General features: G+C 57.7%; 18 protein-coding genes and 2 tRNA genes. 5 read left to right on the forward strand and 15 right to left on the reverse strand.

Annotated features, from left to right (window positions below):
• Window positions 1–114: 114 nt before the first annotated feature.
• From pgi to ACP7BE_RS21205, 5 genes are all read left to right on the forward strand, one after another.
• Window positions 115–1,779, forward strand: coding sequence for a glucose-6-phosphate isomerase (gene pgi / locus ACP7BE_RS21185; RefSeq protein ID WP_130872502.1), 1,665 nt, complete (start codon window positions 115–117; stop codon window positions 1,777–1,779).
• A gap of 52 nt (window positions 1,780–1,831) precedes the next feature.
• Window positions 1,832–2,701 carry an oxygenase MpaB family protein gene (locus tag ACP7BE_RS21190; protein ID WP_133144027.1) on the forward strand — a complete coding sequence of 290 codons (870 nt, stop codon included), beginning with the start codon at window positions 1,832–1,834 and terminating at the stop codon, window positions 2,699–2,701.
• A gap of 157 nt (window positions 2,702–2,858) precedes the next feature.
• Window positions 2,859–4,040, forward strand: a complete 1,182-nt coding sequence (locus ACP7BE_RS21195; RefSeq protein ID WP_095002560.1) for an acetyl-CoA C-acetyltransferase — start codon at window positions 2,859–2,861, stop codon at window positions 4,038–4,040.
• Between the two features lie 177 nt (window positions 4,041–4,217).
• Window positions 4,218–5,231, forward strand: a complete 1,014-nt coding sequence (locus ACP7BE_RS21200; RefSeq protein WP_095002559.1) for a class I SAM-dependent rRNA methyltransferase — start codon at window positions 4,218–4,220, stop codon at window positions 5,229–5,231.
• Between the two features lie 88 nt (window positions 5,232–5,319).
• Window positions 5,320–8,235 carry a DUF748 domain-containing protein gene (locus ACP7BE_RS21205; RefSeq protein WP_426107139.1) on the forward strand — a complete coding sequence of 972 codons (2,916 nt, stop codon included), beginning with the start codon at window positions 5,320–5,322 and terminating at the stop codon, window positions 8,233–8,235.
• A 235-nt stretch (window positions 8,236–8,470) separates the two neighbouring features.
• Here the strand turns inward: ACP7BE_RS21205 and ACP7BE_RS21210 are convergent, their stop codons facing one another.
• The 15 genes from ACP7BE_RS21210 to ftsH all read right to left on the reverse strand — a co-directional run bounded on the left by ACP7BE_RS21210 (window position 8,471) and on the right by ftsH (window position 23,631).
• A complete protein-coding gene (locus ACP7BE_RS21210) occupies window positions 8,471–8,824 on the reverse strand; it encodes a BON domain-containing protein (RefSeq protein ID WP_095002557.1) in 354 nt (117 codons plus the stop codon).
• Between the two features lie 287 nt (window positions 8,825–9,111).
• Entirely contained in the window at window positions 9,112–11,217 is a 2,106-nt protein-coding gene (gene pnp / locus ACP7BE_RS21215; RefSeq protein WP_095002556.1) for a polyribonucleotide nucleotidyltransferase, read from the reverse strand.
• A gap of 224 nt (window positions 11,218–11,441) precedes the next feature.
• The gene (gene rpsO, locus ACP7BE_RS21220; protein WP_016783433.1) at window positions 11,442–11,711 is read right to left on the reverse strand and encodes a 30S ribosomal protein S15; all 270 of its coding nucleotides are present in this window, start codon (window positions 11,709–11,711) and stop codon (window positions 11,442–11,444) included.
• Window positions 11,712–11,872: 161 nt separating this feature from the next.
• Entirely contained in the window at window positions 11,873–12,790 is a 918-nt protein-coding gene (gene truB, locus ACP7BE_RS21225; protein ID WP_240882437.1) for a tRNA pseudouridine(55) synthase TruB, read from the reverse strand.
• Between the two features lie 3 nt (window positions 12,791–12,793).
• A complete protein-coding gene (rbfA, locus tag ACP7BE_RS21230) occupies window positions 12,794–13,195 on the reverse strand; it encodes a 30S ribosome-binding factor RbfA (RefSeq protein WP_016783435.1) in 402 nt (133 codons plus the stop codon).
• Between the two features lie 158 nt (window positions 13,196–13,353).
• Window positions 13,354–15,858 carry a translation initiation factor IF-2 gene (infB, locus tag ACP7BE_RS21235; RefSeq protein ID WP_095002554.1) on the reverse strand — a complete coding sequence of 835 codons (2,505 nt, stop codon included), beginning with the start codon at window positions 15,856–15,858 and terminating at the stop codon, window positions 13,354–13,356.
• Window positions 15,859–15,885: 27 nt separating this feature from the next.
• Entirely contained in the window at window positions 15,886–17,367 is a 1,482-nt protein-coding gene (nusA, locus tag ACP7BE_RS21240) for a transcription termination factor NusA (RefSeq protein WP_016783437.1), read from the reverse strand.
• Between the two features lie 47 nt (window positions 17,368–17,414).
• Window positions 17,415–17,873, reverse strand: a complete 459-nt coding sequence (gene rimP, locus ACP7BE_RS21245) for a ribosome maturation factor RimP (RefSeq protein ID WP_016783438.1) — start codon at window positions 17,871–17,873, stop codon at window positions 17,415–17,417.
• Window positions 17,874–18,014: 141 nt separating this feature from the next.
• A tRNA-Met gene (locus ACP7BE_RS21250) sits at window positions 18,015–18,091 on the reverse strand.
• Window positions 18,092–18,187: 96 nt separating this feature from the next.
• Window positions 18,188–18,273: transfer RNA gene (locus ACP7BE_RS21255), tRNA-Leu, on the reverse strand.
• 29 nt (window positions 18,274–18,302) lie between these two features.
• Window positions 18,303–18,686, reverse strand: coding sequence for a preprotein translocase subunit SecG (gene secG / locus ACP7BE_RS21260; protein ID WP_003439612.1), 384 nt, complete (start codon window positions 18,684–18,686; stop codon window positions 18,303–18,305).
• A 2-nt stretch (window positions 18,687–18,688) separates the two neighbouring features.
• Window positions 18,689–19,444 carry a triose-phosphate isomerase gene (gene tpiA / locus ACP7BE_RS21265; RefSeq protein WP_095002552.1) on the reverse strand — a complete coding sequence of 252 codons (756 nt, stop codon included), beginning with the start codon at window positions 19,442–19,444 and terminating at the stop codon, window positions 18,689–18,691.
• Between the two features lie 65 nt (window positions 19,445–19,509).
• Window positions 19,510–20,847 carry a phosphoglucosamine mutase gene (glmM, locus tag ACP7BE_RS21270; protein WP_095025609.1) on the reverse strand — a complete coding sequence of 446 codons (1,338 nt, stop codon included), beginning with the start codon at window positions 20,845–20,847 and terminating at the stop codon, window positions 19,510–19,512.
• Between the two features lie 16 nt (window positions 20,848–20,863).
• Window positions 20,864–21,715: a dihydropteroate synthase gene (folP, locus tag ACP7BE_RS21275; protein WP_095024429.1), complete on the reverse strand. Its 852-nt coding sequence runs from the start codon at window positions 21,713–21,715 to the stop codon at window positions 20,864–20,866.
• A gap of 8 nt (window positions 21,716–21,723) precedes the next feature.
• The gene (ftsH, locus tag ACP7BE_RS21280) at window positions 21,724–23,631 is read right to left on the reverse strand and encodes an ATP-dependent zinc metalloprotease FtsH (RefSeq protein WP_016783442.1); all 1,908 of its coding nucleotides are present in this window, start codon (window positions 23,629–23,631) and stop codon (window positions 21,724–21,726) included.
• Window positions 23,632–23,762: the final 131 nt, after the last annotated feature.

Here is a 23,762-nt window from a genome sequence, read left to right on the forward strand (position 1 = left end):
CCTGCTTCCAGTTAACGTGCAGAATCAGACCGACCGAACGCCTGAACAAGAAAAACCAGGCGCAGGTGTTTTCAGTGTCCAAAGGCAGTTCAAGCAAAAAGGATATCCGCAGCGATGGCGTACTACCGCACCCCTCACGACGTTACCGCTCTGCCCGCTTGGCAAGCGTTGAAACTTCACCGTGCCAGCATGCAAAACTTCAGCATGCGTGACGCGTTTAACAGCAACCCGAAACGTTTTGAAGAATTCACCCTGAGCAGCTGCGGGCTGTTTCTGGACTACTCGAAAAACCTGATCACCAACGAGACCCGCGACCTTCTGGTCGACCTCGCCAATGAGGTCGACCTCAAAGGCGCGATCAAATCGCTGTTCGGCGGTGAAATCGTCAACGCCTCTGAAGGTCGCCCGGCCCTGCACACCGCGTTGCGTCGCCCGGTTGCCGACAAACTGTCGGTCAACGGCGTGAACATCATGCCCGAGGTGCATAAAGTCCTGAACCAGATGACCGAGCTGGTCGGCCGGATTCACGACGGTCTGTGGCGCGGTTACACCGAGAAGCCAATCACCGACATCGTCAATATCGGCATCGGCGGCTCGTTCCTCGGCCCTGAGCTGGTTTCTGAAGCGTTGCTGTCCTACGCGCAAAAAGGTGTGCGCTGCCATTACCTGGCGAACATTGACGGCAGTGAGTTCCATGAACTGACCGCAAAACTGCGCGCTGAAACCACGCTGTTTATTGTTTCGTCAAAGTCCTTCAATACCCTCGAAACCCTGAAAAACGCCCAGGCGGCACGGGCGTGGTACCTGGCTCAGGGCGGTTCGGAAGCTGAGCTGCATCGCCACTTTATCGCCGTATCGAGCAACAACGCGGCAGCCGTGGCATTCGGTATTCGAGAAGAAAACATCTTCCCGATGTGGGACTGGGTCGGCGGGCGTTACTCGCTGTGGTCGGCCATCGGTCTGCCAATTGCCCTGGCCATCGGCATGTCCAACTTCAAAGAGCTGCTGTCCGGTGCCTACAGCATGGACCAGCACTTCCAGACTGCTCCGTTCGAGCAGAACATGCCGGTACTGATGGCCGCACTGGGCGTGTGGTATGGCAACTTCTGGGGCGCGCAAAGCCACGCGATCCTGCCGTACGACCACTACTTGCGTAACATCACCAAACACTTGCAACAGCTGGACATGGAATCCAACGGCAAGAGCGTGCGCCAGGACGGCACTCCGGTGTCAACCGATACTGGCCCGGTGATCTGGGGTGGAGTGGGCTGCAACGGTCAGCATGCGTACCACCAATTGCTGCACCAAGGCACCCAACTGATCCCGGCCGACTTTATCGTGCCGATTGTCAGCTTCAACCCGGTGTCCGACCACCATCAATGGCTGTATGCCAACTGCCTGTCGCAAAGCCAGGCGCTGATGCTGGGTAAAACCCGCGCAGAAGCCGAAGCTGAACTGCGCGACAAGGGCATGAGCGAAGAAGAAGTTAAAAAACTGGCGCCGCACAAGGTGATCCCGGGCAACCGCCCGAGCAATACCCTGGTGGTGGAACGCATCAGCCCGCGCCGTCTGGGTGCACTGGTGGCGCTGTACGAACACAAAGTGTTTGTGCAAAGCGTGATCTGGGGCATCAACGCCTTCGACCAATGGGGTGTTGAACTGGGCAAGGAGCTGGGCAAGGGCGTATACAACCGCCTGACCGGTATCCAGGAAGAGCCTGCCGACGATGCGTCGACCCAGGGCCTGATCAACTACTTCCGCGGCCGTCACCGCGGGTGATTGATAGCCAGCCAGTTTTCATCGACTGGCTGGCACCATCGAGAAAGGCATAATGGAATTTATCCGCCGCCCCATCGAGCGCCAGATCATGAGCCTGACCGGGCTTTCCCTCGGCAAGCTCGACCTCGAAAACCCCAAGGGCGACCCCGGCCTGTTCGGCCCGGACTCCATCAGTTGGCAGGTCCACGGTGACTTCACCAGCATGCTGATTGGCGGCATCAGCGCCTTGATGCTGCAAGCCTTGCACCCACTGGCCCTGGCCGGGGTGTGGGACCACTCCAGTTTCCGCGAAGACATGCTGGGTCGGCTACGCCGCACCGGGCAGTTCATTTCAGGTACCACCTTCGGCGCCACCGGCGATGCCAACTGGCTGATCGACAAAGTGCGCACCATCCACCTGCAAGTCAGCGGCACCGGTCTCGATGGCCGCCCCTATGCGGCCAGCGACCCCGAGCTGCTGACCTGGGTGCATGTGGCCGAAGTCAGCAATTTTCTCGCCGCCCACCTGCGCTATCGCAACCCGCATTTATCCGCTGAAGATCAGGACCGCTACTACGACGAAATCGCCATGATCGCTGAACGCCTGGGCGCCACCCACGTACCGCGCTCACGTCAGCAAGTAGCCGATTACCTCGACAGCGTTCGCCCGCAATTGCTTTGCGATGAGCGCAGCCGTGAAGTCATTCGCCTGCTGCTCAACGCCCCTGCCCCCAGCCTGCTGGCCAAACCATTTGGTGCATTGATGATGCAGGCCGGGATCGATTTACTGCCCGACTGGGCCAGCGATCAATTGGAGCTGCATCAAGGCCCGATGGTTCGCAAAGGGGTGCGGGCCGGGGTCAACAGCACCGCGCCAATCCTGCGCTGGGCCGTACGCAACGGTTCGGTACAACGGGCGCGACGGCGCATGGGGCTTGGCTGAAAACCGCTACGTTGGCATCGCGGGCAGGCCCGCACCCACAGGATCTGTGGTGCTCTTGTGGGAGCGGGCCTGCCCGCGATGAACTCAACACCGATTTATGCCACCATGCCCGCCTGAATCCGGACACAACACTCCAAGAATAAAGAGGACTCAAGCAATGCAAGACGTCGTAATCGTTGCGGCTACCCGCACCGCCGTTGGCAGCTTTCAAGGTTCGCTGGCCCATGTACCTGCCGTGGAACTGGGTGCCGCCGTCATTCGCCAATTACTCGCACAAACCGGCCTGGATGGCGCCCAGGTCGACGAAGTGATCATGGGTCAGGTACTGACCGCCGGTGCCGGGCAAAACCCTGCCCGCCAGGCGGCAATCAAGGCCGGCCTGCCGTTTGCGGTACCGGCATTGACCCTGAACAAGGTTTGCGGGTCGGGCCTCAAGGCCCTGCACCTGGGGGCCCAGGCCATTCGATGCGGCGATGCCGAGGTGATCATCGCCGGCGGCCAGGAAAACATGAGCCTGTCCAACTACATCATGCCCGGTGCCCGCACCGGTCTGCGCATGGGCCACAGTCAGATCGTCGACACCATGATCAGCGATGGCCTGTGGGATGCGTTCAACGACTACCACATGGGCATTACCGCCGAAAACCTTGTGGCTAAATACGACATCAGCCGTGAAGCGCAAGACGCCTTCGCCGCCGCCTCACAGCAAAAAGCCACTGCGGCGATTGAAGCCGGGCGCTTTGTCGATGAAATCACCCCCGTCCTGATCCCGCAGCGCAAAGGCGATCCGATCGCATTCACTACCGACGAGCAACCGCGCGCTGGCACCACCGCCGAATCGTTGGCAAAACTGCGTCCCGCATTCAAAAAAGACGGTTCCGTCACCGCAGGGAACGCCTCCTCACTCAATGACGGCGCAGCCGCGGTCATGCTCATGAGCGCCGCCAAGGCCAAGGCCCTGGGCTTGCCGGTGCTGGCCAAAATCGCAGCCTACGCCAATGCCGGCGTGGACCCGGCCATCATGGGCATCGGCCCGGTCAGTGCCACCCAGCGTTGCCTGAGCAAAGCCGGCTGGACTTTGCAGCAACTGGACCTGATCGAAGCCAACGAAGCCTTCGCCGCACAAGCGCTGGCCGTGGGCCAGGAACTGCAATGGGACGCGAGCAAGGTCAACGTCAATGGCGGCGCAATTGCCATTGGCCACCCTATTGGTGCGTCAGGTTGCCGGATCCTGGTGACCCTGCTTCACGAAATGCTCAAGCGCGACGCCAAAAAAGGCCTGGCCACCTTGTGCATCGGCGGTGGTCAGGGCGTAGCGCTGGCGATCGAGCGGGAGTAATGCAAACCGTGTAGATACTCTGTTGCCGGTCAAGCCATCCTGTGGGAGCGAGCCTGCTCGCGAACGACCTTCGCGAGCAGGCTCGCTCCCACAGCGGCTACAAGAGCAACGCAGCAATAATCACCAGCCCTATTCTGCTAAACTGCCGCGCCTTATCTGTCCCCCAAGGCGCAATGCATGTCTTCCTTGAATCAGGCGCTGCGCGCCGCCCTCGATAATCGTCACGACCTGTTGGCCGAGCTGCACGCCCAGGGCACCGACTGCTATCGCCTGTTCCACGGCAGCCAGGAAGGCGCCGGCGGCCTGACCATCGACCGCTACGGCCCGCAACTGCTGGTACAAAGCTTTCATCAACGTCTTGAGCGCGATGACTTGCTGCAACTGCACGAAGCCATCAATCGCCACCTGGGCCTCGACCTGCTGCTGGTCTACAACGACCGCTCCCAGGGCAACTCGCGTATCGACCGCGAAGACACCGTGTACCGCGCCGAAGACGCCGCCCTTGAAGACACCGTCGGCCACGAATGGGGCCTCAAGTACCGGGTGCGCGGCCGCCATGCCGGGCAAGACCCGCTGTTGTTTCTCGACCTGCGCAACGCCCGTGGCTGGGTCAAGCAGCACAGTGCCGGCAAAAGCGTGCTCAACCTGTTTTCCTACACCTGCGGTGTTGGCCTGAGTGCCGCTGCAGGTGGAGCCAGCGAAGTCTGCAACCTCGATTTCGCCGAAGGCAATCTGGCGGTTGGTCGCGAAAACGGCCTGCTGAACCCTGAACTGCCAAAAATGAAATTCGTACAGTCCGACTATTTCGCGGCCATCCGCCAATTGGCCGGTCTGCCAATCATTCAGCGTCGTCACAAGCTGCCTGCCTACCCGCGCATGGATCAGCGTGAATACGACCTCGTGCTGCTCGACCCGCCTGCCTGGGCCAAGAGTGCCTTCGGCACGGTCGATCTGCTGCGCGACTACCAAAGCCTGCTCAAGCCGGCCGTACTGACCACCGCACCAGACGGCGTATTGATCTGCTGCAACAATCTGGCAAAGGTCAGCATGGACGACTGGCGCGAGCAGGTTTTGCGTTGCGCCGAGAAAGCTGGCCGCCCGGTTCGCGACTGGCAGGTCATGAGTCCGGCCAGCGATTTCCCGTCCCTGGATCAGCAGCCACCGCTGAAAACCCTGATCCTTCAGTTTTAATCCATTCTCCCAATACGGCGTTCGTCTCGGAACCAGAAACGCGTGCCATACTCCAAGGCACTTCCGACTGCTATAGACGACGCCCCACATGCTCAAAGGATTGATCCGCGCCCTTGGCGCCGTGCTGATTGCCATCGCACTTTACAGCGTGCTTGGGTTCCTGATCTTGCCGGGCATCGGCCTGCGCATCATCAACCAGCAACTGGCCAACTACGCCACGGTGCCCGCCCGACTCGACCGGCTGGAGTTCAACCCCTTCAGCCTTGAGCTGACGCTGTGGGGGTTCAGAGTCGGCGAACCGGGCAAGGAACAGGTCGGCTTCGAGCGGCTGTACACCAATCTGCAAGCCGACAGCCTGTGGACAAAAGCCCTGCACCTGGCCGACGTGCAGCTGGATAAACCGAAAACCGAGCTGCTGTTCAACAAGGACGGTACGCTCAACCTGACACAACTGTTCAAGCTGCCCGAGAGCGAGCCCACCCCGGCCGATCCCGAGAGCAAACCGTTCCCGCTGCGTATCGACAACATCAAGCTGGCGGGTGGCTACCTGCACTTCACCGATATGCGTCCCAGCGAGCCCATCGAATTCCTCTATGACTCGATGGACCTGGAGCTGAAAAACCTCAGCACCCTGCCCGATGACAACGCCGATATGACCCTGGTGGCCGCAGGCCCTGCAGGCGGGCGGATCGACTGGACCGGCACCCTGAGCCTGGTACCCATCACCTCGACCGGCAAACTGAAAGTCACCGACGGCAAGATGAAAGTCTGGTGGCCCTATGTGCGCGATGCATTACCGCTGGCCCTGGAAGATGGCGTACTGAATTTCAGCACCGACTACACCCTGAACCTGTCCAAAGAAACCGAAATGCTCCTGAGCAATGCCACGGCCAGCATCGCACCGCTCAAGATCAATGCCCCCGATGGCCGCCCGCTGGTGCGTCTGGAGCGCCTGGATGTCAGCGACACCAGCGTCGACCTGGCCAAACAGGAAGTGGTGGTCGGCAAGATCAACAGCCAGAACCTCGAAACCTGGGCCGCCCGCGAAAAAGACGGCCAGCTTGACTGGCAAAAGCTGTTTGCCAGCCAGCCCGACAAACCATCGACCAAAACCGAAGAAGTGGTGACCGTCGAAGCACCGAAAGCAGCCCCGGTGGCGCCTAGCAAACCCTGGGCCGTGCTGCTCAAGGATGTCGACCTGCGTGACTATCGCATCCACCTTGCCGACAAGGAGCCCAAAACCCCGGTGGAGCTGGAGGTCGGCCCGCTGAACCTGAACCTGAAAAACTTCGACAGCCTGAACCGTTCTCCTTTCACCCTCAACCTCGACACCGGCGTGGGCAAGCAAGGCAAACTCACCGCCAGCGGCGACGTCAGCCTGAGCCCGGTAAGCGCCAGGCTCAAGGTCAACACCAAAGATATCGACTTGCGTATCGCCCAGGCCTATATCGACCCGTTTATCCGCCTTGAGCTGCGTAGCGGCATGCTTGGCAGCGACCTGGCGGTTGATCTGAAAAGCACCGACCCCCTGGCCTTTACCGTGGCCGGCCGCGCCCAGATCGATCAACTGCACACATTGGACACCCTGAAAAACCGCGACTTCCTGAAGTGGCAAAAACTGGTGCTGGAGGATCTGAAGTACCAGCACGGCGATAGCCTCTCGCTTGCACGGGTCAATTTCGAAAAGCCCTATGTGCGCTTCATGATCAACGATGACCGCACCACCAATATCGATGACCTGCTGATCCCGCAACCTGCAGGCAGTACGTCGGCCAAAGGCACGGCCAGCAAGGAAAAACCGCTGGGCATTCACATCGACGCAATTGCGATCAACGATGGTTCGGCCAATTTCGCCGACTTCAGCCTGACACCCAACTTCCAGACCGCGGTTCAACAGCTCAACGGCCTGATTGGCACCATCGACAGCCGTAACCCCAAACCTGCCCCGGTCAATATTGCAGGCAAGGTCGACCGTTATGCGCCGGTGACCATCAAGGGCAGCGTCAACCCGTTTGACCCGATGGCCAGCCTGGATATCGCCACCAGCTTCAAGCGTGTCGAACTGACCACCTTGACCCCCTACTCCGGGAAGTTTGCCGGTTACCGCATCCGCAAGGGTCGTCTCAACCTCGACCTGCATTACCTGATCACCAACGGCCAGCTCAAAGCCGAGAACAAACTCGTGGTCGAACAATTGCAGCTGGGGGAAAAGGTCGACAGCCCGGACGCCGTGGATCTGCCGATCAAACTGGCGATTGCCTTGCTCAAGGACACGGACGGCAAGATATCCATTGAACTGCCCATCAGTGGCGACCTCAACAACCCGCAGTTCAGCGTGATGCCGATTATCTGGCAAACGGTACGCAACCTGGTGCTGCGTGCCGCCCAGGCGCCCTTCAAGTTCATTGGCGGGCTGATCAGCGGCGGTGGAGCCGAGGACCTGGGCACCGTGTCATTCGCCCCAGGATCAAGCGAGCTGAGCCCTGAGGCACAAAAAGCCCTGACCACACTGGCCCAGGCCCTGAAAGAACGCCCGGCTTTACGCCTGGAGATCGAAGGTACGGCCGCACAGAGCAGCGATGGCCCTCTGATCGCCAAGGAACGTCTTGAGCGCGAGTTCCAGTACACCTACTACAAGATCCTCCAGCGCCGTGGCGACAAAGTACCGGCCAGCGCCGGCTTGCTCACCGTGCCGGACGATGAGAAAGGCCCGTTACTTGAAGGTATCTACCGCACGCGTCTCAAGCAGCAACCGCCTGCTGAATGGAAAGACCTGAGCCGTGACGAGCGCGCGGCCAAAATGACCGCGGCACTGATCGACTTCTGGAGCAAAAGCGAAGTGTTGTTGCGTCAGCTGGGGCAAGACCGTGCAAGCAGCATCAAGGACTACCTGGTGGACAAGGGCGGGCTGGCGGATGACCGCGTGTACTTTATCGATGCCACCCTGGGCCAAGCCGAGAGCGACGGCCGGGTAATCTCGCCACTGCATCTGGATAGCGAATAATGCACAACGCCGCCGAACGCAGCCTCGTTCCTTCGGCAGCTGCTACGCGGATTTTCGTAGCCCCAATCCCAAATACACCCAATCCCAAATAGAACAGCCCCCGACGCAAGCGCCGGGGGCTGTAATGGCCACATCCGTGTGGCCGTCGCATGAACCTTTTTAACAATGCCTGCAGGCGTACTGCTTCAATCACCTGCCAGAACCTTGTTCCCCCGGTTCTACGAGAAAGGGTGCTTTATTCCGCTTTCAGGCCATCAGCCGATACAGCTTTAACGCCTTTGATCTTTTTGGTGATCGCAACAGCAATCTCTTTTTGCGCTTCAGTCACCGGTACCATCGAGGAAAGGGAAACAACGCCTTTGTTGGTTTCTACCTTGATGTCCGTGCCCGGAATGCCTTTTTCAGTGACCAGGTCAGCTTTTACTTTGGTAGTGATCCAGGTATCAGAAGTAGCTTCCTTGGCTTTGGTTACTTCGCCTGCAGCCACCACCATGGGTGCCTGGGTGGTCGCCTGGGCAGCAAATGCAGCATTGGCCATAGTCAGGGTCAGAGCGGTGGCAGTTGCGGCAGCGATAGCGAACTTCTTCATACGAGTAACTCCTGTCTTCTTTAGAATCTGCGCCGTCTTGCAGCAGCAGGGTTATCAGTACTATTGCAGGCCGCGTGCCAACTTTTAAAAACAAATAAATCTATATAAATCAACAACTTACAAAATAGCCAAAATTGCCCCGTCGTGCAAAATGCATGGCGCCGGTTAATTCTGCATGCAAGTTGCGGCTTTCGACTCGTGGCCTATGGCCCTATGGTGCTGACTTTGCTCCAGGCATAAAAAAAGGACCCCGAAGGGTCCTTTTTCAAAGCAGGTGTCGAGAGCGATTAAGCTTCCGAAGCCTTGGCAGCAGCGACGTCCTTGATGGACAGCTTGATACGGCCGCGGTTGTCCACGTCCAGTACCAGTACTTCCACTTCCTGACCTTCTTTCAGAATGTCAGTCACTTTCTCAACGCGAGCATCGCTCAGCATGGAGATGTGAACCAGGCCGTCTTTGCCCGGCAGGATGTTTACGAATGCGCCGAAGTCGACGATACGCTCAACCTTGCCCACGTAGATCTTGCCGATCTCGGCTTCAGCGGTGATGCCCAGAACGCGCTGACGCGCGGCTTCTGCTGCTTCCTTGGACTCGCCGAAGATCTTGATCGAACCGTCGTCTTCGATATCGATCGAAGCCTTGGTTTCTTCACAGATTGCACGGATCGTCGCGCCGCCTTTACCGATAACGTCACGGATTTTGTCGGTGTCGATTTTCATCGCGATCATGGTCGGAGCGTTGGCCGACAGCTCGTTGCGCGATACGGCAATGATCTGGTTCATCTGGCCCAAGATGTTCAGGCGAGCGTCCAGGGCCTGGCCCAGAGCGATCTCCATGATTTCTTCGGTGATGCCCTTGATCTTGATGTCCATCTGCAGCGCGGTAACACCTTTGGCGGTACCGGCTACCTTGAAGTCCATGTCGCCCAGGTGGTCTTCGTCACCCAGGATGTCGGTCAGAACAGCGAACTTCTCGCCTTCTTTAACCAGACCCATGGCGATACCGGCAACCGGCGCCTTCATCGGCACACCGGCATCCATCAGTGCCAGGGAAGCACCGCAAACCGATGCCATCGAGCTGGAACCGTTGGATTCGGTGATTTCCGATACAACACGGATGGTGTACGGGAACACGTCGGCAGCAGGCAGCATGGCTTGAACCGAACGACGGGCCAGACGGCCGTGACCGATTTCGCGACGACCAGCGCCACCCATGCGACCACACTCACCTACCGAGAACGGAGGGAAGTTGTAGTGCAGCATGAACGGGTCTTTTTTCTCGCCTTCCAGGGTGTCCAGCAGTTGCGCGTCACGGGCAGTACCCAGAGTTGCAACAACCAGCGCCTGAGTTTCACCACGGGTGAACAGGGCCGAACCGTGGGTCTTCGGCAGAACGCCAACTTCGATGTTCAGAGGGCGAACAGTCTTGGTGTCACGACCATCGATACGCGGCTTGCCGTTAACGATGTTTTCGCGAACGGTGCGGTATTCGATTTCGCCGAATGCAGCTTTAACTTCGCTGGCAGAAGGCTGGCCTTCTTCACCGGACAGCTTGGCAACAACCTGATCCTTCAACTCGCCCAGACGCGCGTAACGGTCTGCCTTGACGGTGATGGTGTAAGCCTGGGAGATCGCTTCGCCGAACTCGGCACGGATAGCGCCCAGCAGTGCGGTCGCTTCCGGGGCAGCAGCCCAGTCCCAAGTTGGCTTGGCAGCTTCGGCAGCCAGCTCTTTGACAGCCTGGATAACGACCTGGAATTCGTCGTGGGCGAACAGTACGGCGCCCAGCATCTGGTCTTCGGTCAGCTCTTTGGCTTCCGATTCAACCATCAATACGGCTTCCGAAGTACCGGCAACAACCATGTCCAGGCTCGAAGCGGCCAGTTGCTCGTAAGTCGGGTTCAGCAGGTAACCGGTGCTTTCGTGGTAAGCAACGCGGGCAGCGCCGATCGGACCATCAAAAGGGATGCCGGAAATGGCCAGGGCAGCCGAAGTACCGATCATCGCAGCGACGTCCGGATCGGTTTTCTTGCTGGTGGACAGAACGGTGCAGACAACCTGCACTTCGTTCATGAAACCTTCTGGGAACAGCGGACGGATCGGACGGTCGATCAGACGCGACGTCAGGGTTTCTTTCTCGGAAGGGCGACCTTCACGCTTGAAGAAACCGCCAGGGATTTTACCCGCGGCGTAGGTTTTTTCCTGGTAGTGAACCGACAGAGGGAAAAAGCCCTTGCCTGGATCCGCTTGCTTGGAACCGACCACAGTCACCAACACGCTGACGTCGTCGTCAACGGTGACCAATACTGCGCCGGAAGCCTGACGGGCGATACGGCCAGTCTCGAGAGTAACGGTCGACTGACCGAACTGAAATTTTTTGATAACCGGGTTCACGGTGTCCTACCTTCTTTGTGGCTCTTGGGGAACGGGTTTCTTGCGAAAGTCATATGCAACATCGGGTATTGGCCCGACTCAAGATGCTTACGAAAACAGCCCTATAGGCAAGCTTTCGTAAGAATCCGGGTAGTCCAGATAAAACTTGAGGCTGGAAGCCTGCCATGAGACTGCGGGAAACCCGCAGACACACGACAGACAACCAGCCTCTAGCAACATCGCTATTAGCGACGCAGACCCAGGCGAGCGATCAGCGCTTTGTAACGCTCAACGTTCTTGCCTTTCAGGTAGTCCAGCAGCTTGCGACGCTGGTTTACCATGCGGATCAGACCACGACGGGAGTGGTGATCTTTGCTGTTAGCTTTGAAGTGACCTTGCAGCGTGTTGATGTTAAAGGTCAGCAGTGCAACCTGCACTTCTGGAGAACCTGTATCACCTGGAGCTTGCTGGTAGTCTTTTACGATTTCTGCTTTGTGTTCAACTGTAAGTGCCATTTGGCTTTCCTTTCAATTAGGGCCTGCTTGCGAACAAGACAGATCCAATAGGCCGAGGACAAATCCTCGTATTTAAATGTGAGATGTGACCGTGCCTAATAACAGCCACCCTCATTCCAGTCTGCGCCGGTAATACTACACCCGATGCAGCCTGGTTCCGGTCATTCCGACCGAATCAGTCGACGCGGCGCAATACGCCCGTCTTCGCTCACTTCACCGATACCGATAAAGCGACCGTTGTGATCCTGTACCCGCACCATACCGAACTTCGGAGCATCCGGAGCACGCACCGGTTGGCCATTGAGCCAATAAAACGAGCTGGCTTCCGAGAAGTGCAGCAATGGCCAGTCGAGCAAACCGCTGTCCGATGGCATCAGGAAGCGATCAACCGCTTCATTGCCGCCTTCGGCATGCACCGCCTCCAGCTCTTCCAGGGTAACCGTCTGGGCCAGGCTGAAAGGTCCGGCGTGGGTACGACGCAGTTCTGCAACGTATGCCCCGCACCCCAATTGCTCACCGATATCTTCCACAAGGGTACGGATATAGGTGCCTTTGGTGCAATCGACGGCCAGGCGCGCAGTGTCGCCTTCGCTGGCCAGTAATTCGAGGCGGGTAATAGTAACAGAACGCGGTTCACGCTCCACCACTTCGCCTGCACGGGCCAGCTTGTAAAGCGGCTGTCCGTCACGCTTGAGCGCAGAGTACATCGGCGGTATCTGGCTGATTTGCCCACGAAAACTGGGTAAAACAGCTTCAATATCGGCGCGACCAACGGTCACCGGGCGAGTCTGCAAAACCTCGCCTTCAGCGTCTGCCGTGGTCGTGGTCTTGCCCAATTGCATCAGGGTTTCATAACCCTTGTCGGAATCGAGCAGGTATTGCGAAAACTTGGTGGCTTCGCCAAAGCACAGCGGCAATACACCGCTGGCCAATGGATCGAGGCTACCGGTGTGCCCTGCCTTCTCGGCATTGAGCAGCCAGCGAACTTTCTGCAGGGCCGCATTGGAAGTAAACCCAAGTGGCTTGTCCAGCAGGATGATGCCGCTGACGTTACGACGGATACGCTTGACCTGAGCCACCGGTTACTCCTTGGTGTCTTCGGGAGCAGTGGTTTCAGGGTGCTGATTGTCTTCAGCCACTGCACGCTCGATCAAAGCGGACAGATGAGCACCACGCACGACGCTTTCATCGTAGTGGAAGTGCAACTGCGGAACGCTGCGCAGCTTCATTTCACGCGCCAGTTGCATGCGCAGGAAACCCGCTGCCGAGTTCAGCACCTTGATGCTCTGGGCGATATCTTCAGCGCTGTCCTGACCCATCACGGTGATGAAGATCTTGGCGTGACCGACGTCACGGCTGACTTCAACAGCAGTAATGGTGACCAGGCCCACGCGCGGGTCTTTGACTTCACGACGGATCAGCTGTGCCAGCTCGCGCTGCATCTGATCGCCAATACGTTGGGTACGGCTATATTCTTTTGCCATGTCTTGTTACCTGTTACTCACCCATGGGAAACCCATGCGGTCTGAAAGCGGCAAACGCCCGGCACGACAGAAGCCGGACCGGGCGTTGCGTTTAGAGTCCAGGCCGAGCGCTGCGCATTTGCATGCGCGGGCTCGTCCTCGCTCTTGAGGCTCGCGAGTTAGAGGCTGCGAGCAACCTGGACCTTCTCGAACACTTCGATCTTGTCACCGACTTTAACGTCGTTGTAGCTCTTGACGCCGATACCGCATTCCATGCCGGCACGCACTTCGGACATGTCATCTTTGAAGCGACGCAGGGATTCCAGCTCGCCTTCGTAGATAACGATGTCTTCACGCAGTACGCGGATTGGACGGTTACGGTGAACAACACCTTCCAGCACCATGCAACCTGCAACCGCGCCGAACTTAGGCGAACGGAACACGTCACGGACTTCAGCGATACCCAGGATATTCTCCCGAACGTCGCTGCCAAGCATGCCGGTAAGGGCTTTCTTGACGTCTTCGATGATGTCGTAGATGACGTTGTAGTAACGCATGTCCAGGCCTTCCTGCTCGACAATCTTGCGAGCGCCGGCATCGGCACGCACGTTGAAGCCAAACAGTACAGCGTTGGAGGCCAGTGCCAGGTTAGCGTCGCTCTCGGTGATACCACCGACACCGCCGCCCACTACGCGCACTTGCACTTCGTCGTTACCCAGGCCGCTCAGAGCGCCCTGCAGAGCTTCCAACGAACCACGGACGTCAGATTTGAGGACGATGTTAAGCGTCTTCTTCTCTTCCTGGCCCATGTTCTCGAAGATGTTTTCCAGCTTGCCTGCGTGAGCACGCGCCAGTTTCACTTCGCGGAACTTGCCTTGACGGAACAGGGCAACTTCACGTGCCTTCTTCTCGTCGGTCATTACGCTCATCTCGTCGCCAGCATCTGGCGTACCGTCCAGGCCGAGAATCTCGACAGGGATGGATGGACCGGCTTCCTTGATAGGCTTGCCGTTCTCGTCGAGCATGGCGCGGATGCGGCCGTAGTTGGAACCGACCAGTACCATGTCGCCTTGGCGCAGGGTACCGTCTTGAACCAGAACGGTAGCAACAGGACCGCGGCCTTTGTCCAGACGGGACTCAACCACTACGCCACGGCCAGGAGCCGATGGAGTTGCCTTGAGTTCCAGAACTTCAGCTTGCAGCAGTACGGCTTCGAGCAATTCGTCAACGCCGGTACCCATTTTCGCCGAGACCGAAACAAACGGAGTGTCACCACCCCACTCTTCCGACGTCACGCCGTGAACGGACAGTTCGCTACGAATACGATCGAGGTCAGCACCTGGCTTGTCGATCTTGTTCACTGCAACAACCAGAGGCACGCCAGCGGCTTTCGCATGCTGAACGGCTTCGATGGTCTGCGGCATTACGCCGTCGTCTGCAGCCACAACCAGAATCACGATGTCAGTCGCCTTGGCACCACGAGCACGCATTGCGGTAAACGCAGCGTGACCCGGGGTATCGAGGAACGTGACCATGCCGCGTTCGGTTTCAACGTGGTACGCACCGATGTGCTGGGTAATACCACCGGCTTCGCCAGCCGCTACCTTGGCACGACGGATGTAGTCGAGCAGGGACGTTTTACCGTGGTCAACGTGGCCCATTACGGTCACAACCGGTGCACGGGAGAACGACTCGCCTTCGAACTTCAGGGACTCGGCCAGGGAATCTTCCAGGGCGTTGTCGCTGACCAGAGTCACTTTGTGGCCCAGTTCTTCAGCAACCAGTTGGGCAGTTTCCTGATCCAGTACCTGGTTGATGGTTGCTGGAGTACCCAGCTTGAACATGAACTTGATGACTTCGGCAGCCTTGACCGACATCTGTGCGGCCAAATCGCCGACAGTGATGGTCTCGCCAATCTGCACGTCACGAACTACAGGGCCGGTTGGGCTCTGGAAACCGTGAGCGTTGCGCTTCTTCAGCTTGCCCTTGCCACGACCACCGCGACGGAAGCTGTCGCTTTCTTCGTCGGAAGTGCGCGGAGCAACACGTGGAGTCGGTGCTTTTTCTTTAACCGAGGCACGATGCGGAGCGTTTTTGCGATCGCCGTCACCACTGCCGCGACGATTGTTATCGTCTGCGCGTGGTTTGTCCGGGCGACGCTGTTCGTCACGCTTGCGTGCATCAGCGGCTGGAGCCGGTGCTGGCGCTGCGGCTTGCACAGGTGCAGGCGCTGCAGCGGCCGGGGCCGGTGCTGCAACAGGAGCAGATGCAGGCTGGCGGCGCGCTTCTTCTTCGGCGCGACGCTTGGACTCTTCTTCAGCCTTTTGACGTGCGGCATTTTCTACTGCACGACGTTCATCCATCTCACGTTTGCGCTCGGCTTCGATTTCTTCCGGGCTTTGCTGTACGAAGACTTTCTTCTTGCGTACTTCAACGCTGATGCTTTTGCTGCCAGCTACACGCAGGGTACTGGTGGTTTTACGCTGCAAAGTGATCTTGCGCGGTTCTTCCACTTTAGCCTTGTGGCTGCTTTTAAGGTGAGTCAGCAGAGCCTGCTTCTCACTATCGGTTACATTCTGCTCGGCGGCGTTGTGCGGCAGACCTGCCTCACGCATCTGCTGCAACAGGCGCTCAACCGGTGTTTTGACCTCATCGGCCAGTTGTTTCACCGTGACTTGCGTCATGCATTTCTCTCCTCAGGCCGCGCCTAATTACTCGAACCAATGGGCTCGGGCGGCCATGATCAACTTGCCGGCACGATCATCGTCAATGCCGTCGATGTCGAGCAGGTCGTCAATAGACTGCTCGGCCAGGTCTTCGCGGGTAATTACGCCGCGCACCGCCAGTTCCATCGCCAAATCCTTGTCCATACCCTCAAGCGAGAGCAGGTCTTCGGCCGGATGGGCGTCTGCCAGCTTTTCCTCAGTAGCGATGGCTTTAGTCAACAGTCGATCCTTGGCGCGAGCGCGAAGCTCGTTGACGGTATCTTCGTCAAAGCCATCGATGTTGAGCATTTCTTCCACCGGTACGTAGGCAATCTCTTCCAGGCTAGTAAAGCCTTCATCAACCAGTACCTGCGCCAGGTCTTCATCAACTTCCAGCTCTTCGATGAAGTTGCGCAGGATATCGCCGGTTTCTGCTTGCTGCTTGGCCTGGATGTCCGATTCGGTCATCACGTTCAGGGTCCAGCCGGTCAACTGGCTGGCCAGACGTACGTTCTGACCGCCGCGACCAATCGCCTGGGCCAGATTGTCTGCGCCAACGGCGATGTCCATTGCATGGGCATCTTCGTCGACGATAATAGCCGCCACTTCTGCTGGCGACATTGCGTTGATCACGAACTGCGCCGGGTTGTCATCCCAAAGGACGATATCCACTCGCTCTCCGCCCAATTCGCCGGACACTGCCTGGACACGCGAACCGCGCATACCAATGCAGGCACCTTGCGGATCAATGCGTTTGTCTTTCGAGCGAACGGCTATTTTAGCGCGTGATCCAGGATCGCGGGAGGCCGCCATCACTTCGATCAGGCCTTCGGAGATTTCTGGCACTTCAATGCGGAACAACTCGATCAGCATCTCTGGCGCTGTACGCGACAGGATCAGCTGAGGACCGCGGTTTTCAGTGCGGATTTCCTTGAGCAATGCGCGAAGGCGTACGCCAACACGGAAAGTCTCACGCGAAATGATGTCTTCACGGGCCAGCAACGCTTCAGCGTTGTTACCCAGGTCAACGATCACATTGTCGCGGGTCACCTTTTTAACGGTGCCGGAAATGATTTCGCCCAGACGCTCACGATAGGCATCGACTACTTGAGCACGCTCGGCTTCGCGAACTTTTTGCACGATGACCTGTTTGGCCGTCTGTGCAGCAATTCGACCGAATTCGATAGAATCGATTTTCTCTTCGATAATATCGCCGGCTTTCGCGCCTGGCTGTTTCGCCTGGGCCTGGTCTACAGCCAACTCGTATGCTGGATCATCCAGATCTTCGTCTTCGACCACAGTCCAGCGACGGAAAGTCTCATAGTTACCGGTGTGGCGATTGATTTCCACACGCAGTTCGACTTCGTCTTCAAAACGCTTTTTAGTAGCGGTGGCCAGAGCCAGCTCCAGCGCTTCAAAAATAACGTTTGCCGGTACGCCCTTTTCATTGGACACCGACTCAACAACCAGCAGTACTTCTTTGCTCATCGTACGCCTCGCCTTTCGCAAGCCATTGGATCCGCGGGATCCGCGTCTCAGTCAAAACTGGGAATAATGTTGGCCTTGTCGATCATATCGATCGGCAACAGGAACTCATGGTCTTCAACCTGCACCACGATGTCCTGCTCTTCTACGCCGCGCAGAAGGCCCTGAAAGTTGCGTCGCCCTTCAAAAGGCGAGCGCAGCTTGATCTTCACTTGCTCACCGACAAATTGGGCAAACTGTTCAAGGGTGAACAGCGGGCGTTCCATGCCAGGAGAAGAAACTTCAAGGGTGTATTCAACAGCGATAGGATCTTCGACATCCAGAACGCCGCTGATCTGACGACTCACGATAGCGCAGTCATCCACCAGTACGCCGCCTTCCTTGTCGATATACACACGCAACATTGAATGGCGGCCTTGAGCCGAAAATTCAATACCCCAGCATTCATAGCCAAGGGCCACGACCACCGGGGCCAACAAGTCCTGCAACTGTTCTAGCTTGCTCGACACCTGAACCCCCTAGTGCATGTTTGTGCATGCTGTGCAAAATGAAAAAATGGGCGAAGCGCCCATCTCTGAAACGTCGTTGAATACCGACGCTATAAAGTGTCCAGCTAACAAAAAGCCCCTGAAAAGGGGCTCCGCTGAAACTGGTTGCGGGAGCCGGATTTGAACCGACGACCTTCGGGTTATGAGCCCGACGAGCTACCAGACTGCTCCATCCCGCGACAAAGCTGGAGCGGAAGTATACGGTTGATCCCGTGACGGGTCAATCCAACCTTCCACATACAAGAAAGCCCGCTACTGCGGGCATTCTTGATAATTGGTACCGAGAAGGGGACTCGAACCCCTACACCCTATGGGCACAACCACCTCAAGGTTGCGTGTCTACCAATTCCACCACCTCGGCAATACAACGTTTACATCATGAAACCCGTTTTACTTTTGCTCTTGAGCTGGAGGTACGTCAGTCGCAGGAGTTGCCGACTTTTGCTCTTGAAGCACCGGAACATCATCTGAAGCCGGCTTTTGCACTGGAACTTCCAACACCGCTGGATTTGGCAAACCTACTTGAGTCAGCTGTTCAGCCTTCTCTTTAGCAAAGTAACCTAACCCCAAGCTGGTTATGAAAAAACCTGCGGCAAGTATAGCAGTAAACTTACTAAGAAAGGTAGAGGAACCTTGGCTTCCGAACACAGTATTTGATGCACCTGCGCCGAAAGATGCTCCAGCATCCGCCCCCTTGCCCTGTTGCAGCAAAACCAGGGCAATTACACCCAATGCTGTCAACAGATGAAACACAGTTACGACGTTATCCAGCATTTTCAGTTTCCTGCGGCACGAATGATCGCACCGAACTCATCTGCATTCAGGGAAGCCCCGCCAATGAGTCCCCCATCGATATCCGGCATGCTGAACAGTTCGACCGCATTGGCCGCCTTCACGCTGCCGCCGTATAGAAGCCGCACACCTTGTGCCACTTCAGAATTCTTTTGCGCCAGCTGTGCGCGAATGGCCGCATGCACATCTTGCGCTTGCTGTGGTGATGCGGTCAGCCCGGTGCCAATGGCCCAGACCGGCTCGTATGCAATCACGGCATTTACAAAAGCATCAATGCCAAACTCGTCAATCACGGCATTCAGCTGACGCTCTACCACTTCCAGCGTTTGCCCCGCTTCGCGCTGCTCCAGGGTTTCCCCTATGCACAACACTGGCGTCAAGCCTGAGGCTTGGGCCGCTGCAAACTTGCGATTGAGTGTCTCGTCCTGCTCACCCAGTATCAGGCGGCGTTCGGAGTGCCCCACAAGCACCAGCTTGCAACCTGCGTCGGCCAACTGACTAGAGGAAATCTCGCCAGTCAGCGCGCCCTGCCCCGACTCCACTGCAGCATCCTGAGCACCGACCGAAATCGCTGCGCCTTGCAAGCCATTGATAACACGATCAATAAACAGCTGAGGCGGAAAAACTGCAACATCAACATCGTTTGGCAGGACCAGACCACGCAGACCGTCGATCAGCTCAGCGACGCTGGCGCGGGTACCGTGCATCTTCCAGTTACCAGCTACCATAGTGCGACGCATGCTTTACCTCGTCGGTCAAAGTGGGCGCAGATGTTACCCAACCAAATCAAAGCTGGCAAGCCGAATCAGGCACAAACTTCACTTACCAGTTTTGCCAGCTCTTCGGCGTAGCCGCGAACCATGTTTTCGTCATCGCCTTCGACCATCACGCGCACCAAAGGCTCTGTTCCGGACTTGCGCAACAACACACGACCACGGCCATTCATGGCAGCCGTCACTCGCGCGCACGCCTCCTTCACCGCCGGGTGCTCGACAGGGTCGACGCCACCGGCAAAACGAACATTCAGTAACACTTGCGGGCACTTGCGCAGCGCCTGACGCGACTGGGCCAGGCTTTCATCGCGACGACGCAAGGACAACAACACCTGCAGCGCAGCAATGATCGCATCGCCAGTGGTGGTGTGGTGGAAGCACACGATATGCCCGGAGTTCTCGCCACCCACCAGCCAGTTACGCTCTTGCAGGGCCGCGATAACGTAACGGTCGCCCACATTGGCGCGTACGAACTCGATACCCAGGTCAGCCAATGCCAGCTCAAGGCCAAGGTTGCTCATCAGCGTACCGACAACGCCACCCTGCAATTTGCCACGCTCGTGCAGGTCACGGGCAATGATAAACAACAGCTCATCGCCATCGACCACGGCACCGGTATGGTCAACCATCAACACGCGATCGCCGTCGCCATCAAAAGCAATACCCAGGTCCGCACCTTCAGCCACCACGGCAGCCTGCAACTGACCCATATGGGTCGAACCGCAGTTTTCGTTGATGTTCAGGCCATCAGGCTGCGCCGACAGAACAACGACTTGAGCACCCAGCTCCTTGAAAACACTTGGCGCAACCTTGTAGGTAGCACCGTGGGCGCAATCGAGAACAATCTTCATACCGCTGAATTTGGTGCTGCTTGGCACGCTGCTTTTACAGAATTCGATATAACGGCCCGGCGCATCATTGATCCGCGAGACCTTGCCGAGCTTGTCGGAATCGACAACGGTCATCGGCGCATCCAGCAACTCTTCGATCATCAGTTCAACGTCGTCAGGCAGCTTGGTGCCCTCGCCGGAAAAGAACTTGATGCCATTATCGTCGTGGGGATTGTGCGAAGCGCTGATCACGATGCCCGCTTCCGCATGGAAGGTACGTGTCAGGTAGGCAATGGCCGGTGTCGGCATAGGCCCCAGCAACATCACATCAGCCCCGGCAGCCGACAAGCCCGCTTCAAGAGCCGACTCAAACATGTAACCCGAGATGCGGGTGTCCTTGCCTACCAGGATCCGGCAAGCGCCCTTGCTGCGAAACGCCATGCCCGCTGCCCAACCCAACTTGAGCATAAAGTCAGGGGTAATCGGATAAACGCCGACCCGACCACGAATACCGTCGGTGCCAAAATACTTCTTTGTCATAAGTGCTCCATCATTCTTAGTCGGCGGAATCTACCGCTGCGATCATCCGTACCACATCAACTGTTTCGGCAACATCATGGACGCGCAGAATGCGCGCACCCTTGGTCATCGCCAATGCTGCAAGCGCCAGGCTTCCATAGAGACGCCCTGCAACTGGCCGGTTCAGTGTCTGCCCGACCATGCTTTTACGTGACACGCCCACCAGCAAAGGCCGACCCAGCGCATGCAAGGCCTCCATATGCTTGAACAGGCTCAAATTGTGCTGCAATGTCTTGGCAAAACCAAAGCCCGGATCGAGCACGATGCGTTCAGCCTCAATGCCAGCAGCAGCGCAACGCGCCATGCTGTCAGCGAGAAACGTCGACACCTCGCCCACCAGGTCTTCGTAATGCGGGTTATCCTGCATGTCTCCAGGCTCACCGAGCATATGCATCAGGCATACCGGCAAGCCTGTCGCCGCAGCGGCCTGCAAGGCCCCTTCACGGCGCAGCGAGCGCACATCATTGATCAACCCTGCTCCCAGGCGCGCAACCTCGGTCATGACGATTGGCGCGGATGTATCGACCGAAATAATCACATCCAGTTCCCGGGCAATTCGCTCGACAACAGGAGCAACCCGGTCGAGCTCTTCCTGCGGCAATACCACAGGAGCTCCGGGGCGCGTTGACTCACCGCCAACATCAATCAGGGTTGCACCCGCCTGCACCATCGCCTCTGCATGGCGCAGAGCTGCATCCAGGGCAGCAAAGCGGCCGCCATCGGAAAAGGAATCAGGGGTGACATTGAGGATGCCCATAACATGCGTATGGGCCAAATCAAGAACCCGGTTGCCGCAAGGCAACCGGGTTGAGGACTGAACAGAAGTCATTTCAAGCCTTATTGATCAGCAGCAGGGCCGCCGATAGGTGTTTCCGGGCGCTCGGTTTTATCCAGCGTAGGGGCAGTCGGGGTACCCGAGTTGCCATCTTCCCAGTCACGCGGCTCACGTGGCGGACGACCCGCCATGATGTCGTCGATCTGATCGGCATCGATCGTTTCGTACTTCATCAACGCGTCAGCCATTGCATCCAGCTTGTCGCGATTTTCGGTCAGGATCTGCTTGGCCGTGTTGTAGCACTGATCAATGATGCTGCGCACTTCGGAGTCGATCAGCTTGGCTGTCTCGCCCGACACGTTTGCAGACTGACCACCGCCACGACCCAGATAGGACTCTTCGTCTTCGGCATACATCAGCGGGCCGAGCTTCTCGGACAAGCCCCACTTGGTCACCATGTTGCGGGCAATCTGGCTGGCTCGCATGATGTCATTGGAAGCGCCGGTGGTCACACCGTCAAAGCCCAAGGTCATCTCTTCAGCGATACGGCCGCCATACAGCGAGCAGATCTGGCTGATCAGCGCACGCTTGGACAAGCTGTAGCGATCTTCTTCCGGCAGGAACATGGTCACGCCCAGGGCGCGGCCACGAGGAATGATCGACACCTTGTAGACCGGATCATGCTCAGGCACTACGCGACCAACGATAGCGTGACCCGCTTCGTGATAGGCCGTGTTGCGCTTTTCTTTATCGGACATGACCATCGATTTGCGCTCGGCGCCCATCATGATCTTGTCCTTGGCCAGCTCGAACTCTTTCATTTCAACAACACGCTTGCCGGTACGCGCCGCGAACAGGGAAGCTTCGTTGACCAGGTTGGCCAGGTCGGCACCCGAGAAGCCCGGGGTACCACGTGCAATAACAGCCGGCTGGACGTCGTCGCCCATTGGCACTTTACGCATGTGTACTTTGAGAATCTGCTCGCGACCACGGATGTCCGGCAAGCCAACCACGACCTGACGGTCAAAGCGACCTGGACGCAGCAGCGCAGGGTCAAGCACGTCAGGACGGTTGGTGGCGGCAATCACGATGATGCCGTCATTCATCTCAAAGCCGTCCATCTCAACCAGCAACTGGTTAAGGGTCTGCTCGCGCTCGTCATGACCGCCGCCCATACCGTTACCACGGTGACGACCGACAGCGTCGATCTCATCGATAAAGATGATGCAAGGCGCGTGCTTCTTGGCCTGCTCAAACATGTCACGAACACGGCTTGCACCAACGCCCACGAACATTTCAACAAAGTCGGAACCGGAAATAGTGAAGAACGGTACCTTGGCCTCACCCGCAATCGCCTTGGCGATCAGGGTTTTACCCGTACCTGGCGGACCCACCATCAGTACGCCGCGAGGGATACGCCCGCCCAGGCGCTGGAACTTGCCCGGATCGCGCAGGAACTCAACCAGCTCGCCCACTTCTTCCTTGGCTTCATCGCAACCTGCCACGTCAGCCAGGGTCGTCTTGACCTGGTCTTCCGACAGCAGCCGCGCCTTGCTCTTGCCAAAGCTCATCGGGCCGCCTTTACCGCCGGCACCGCCCTGCATCTGGCGCATCATGAACATGAAGACCGCAATAATCACCAGGATCGGGAAGCTCGCAACCAGCAACTGGGTCCAGATGCTTTGTTGCTCAGGCAATTTGCCTTCAACGGTGACGTGGTTATCCACCAGGTCGCCGATCAAACCGTTGTCCTGAATCGCCGGACGGATGGTTTTGAAGGTATCGCCATCGCTGCGTTTGCCGGTAATCACGTAGCCATCCACGGCAACGCGCTCGACCTTGCCATCCTTAACTTGCTGGATGAAGTCGGAATAGTTGAGGGTTTGTGGCTCGTTTGGACTGGAGAAGTTGTTCATCACTGTCACCAGGACAGCGGCGATGATCAACCACAGGATCAGATTCTTTGCCATATCGTTCAATTAGCTACCCTCTGAAGCACAAGCCCCGCTACTGAAGCGTGCTTCGCATGATATTCACCGGCATAACTTACTACATTGCCTACAACCCTTGCAGGCTCCGTCTGTAACCCTTTGTGAAACTT

Origin of the sequence: Pseudomonas sp. TWR1-1-3 (assembly GCF_049896805.1) — a bacterium.
Taxonomy (GTDB): Bacteria; Pseudomonadota; Gammaproteobacteria; order Pseudomonadales; family Pseudomonadaceae; genus Aquipseudomonas; species Aquipseudomonas bubulae.